Source organism: Halocola ammonii, assembly GCF_049334165.1.
Lineage (GTDB): Bacteria > Bacteroidota > Bacteroidia > Flavobacteriales_D > Sanyastnellaceae > JBEGHD01.
This window is the reverse complement of sequence record NZ_JBEGHD010000048.1, coordinates 1-542: the sequence shown is the minus strand read 5'-3', so window position 1 is coordinate 542 and position 542 is coordinate 1. Positions and strand designations below refer to the sequence as shown.

General features: G+C 48.9%; 1 pseudogene. It reads right to left on the bottom strand.

Going from position 1 to position 542, the window contains the following annotated elements:
- Positions 1–542: pseudogene (locus ABHV44_RS16195) on the bottom strand (hypothetical protein); the annotation flags it as partial.

The window sequence follows — 542 nt, the reverse complement described above, 5'->3', positions numbered from 1 at the left end:
TGACAGTTTTCATCGATGGTGTCGTTCACAGTTTCAGGATCTCCATCGTCACAAGAGTCTCCAGTGAAAAGGCAAGAGCCATCGTTCACCGTAGCGTTAGGGTTGTAGTTACAGGCGTTGATGTTCGTACATCCTGGAACTGTTTCGCCTTCACAATCGCAGTTTTCGGTGATCACATCGTTGATTGTCGTAGCGTTGCCGTCATCACAGGAATCGCCTGTGAAAAGGCAAGAGCCATCGTTCACCGTAGCGTTAGGGTTGTAGTTACAGGCGTTGATGTTCGTACATCCTGGAACTGTTTCGCCTTCACATTCACAGTTTTCAGTGATGACATCGTTGACTGTCGTAGCGTTGCCGTCATCACAGGAATCGCCTGTGAAAAGGCAAGAGCCATCATTTACAGTTGCGTTCGGATCGTAGTTACAAGCGTTTGAATCGGTACATCCAGGAACGGTGTTGCCACCGCACTGACAGTTTTCATCGATGGTGTCGTCCACAGTTTCTGGGTTTCCATCGTCACAGGAATCGCCAGTGAAGAGGCA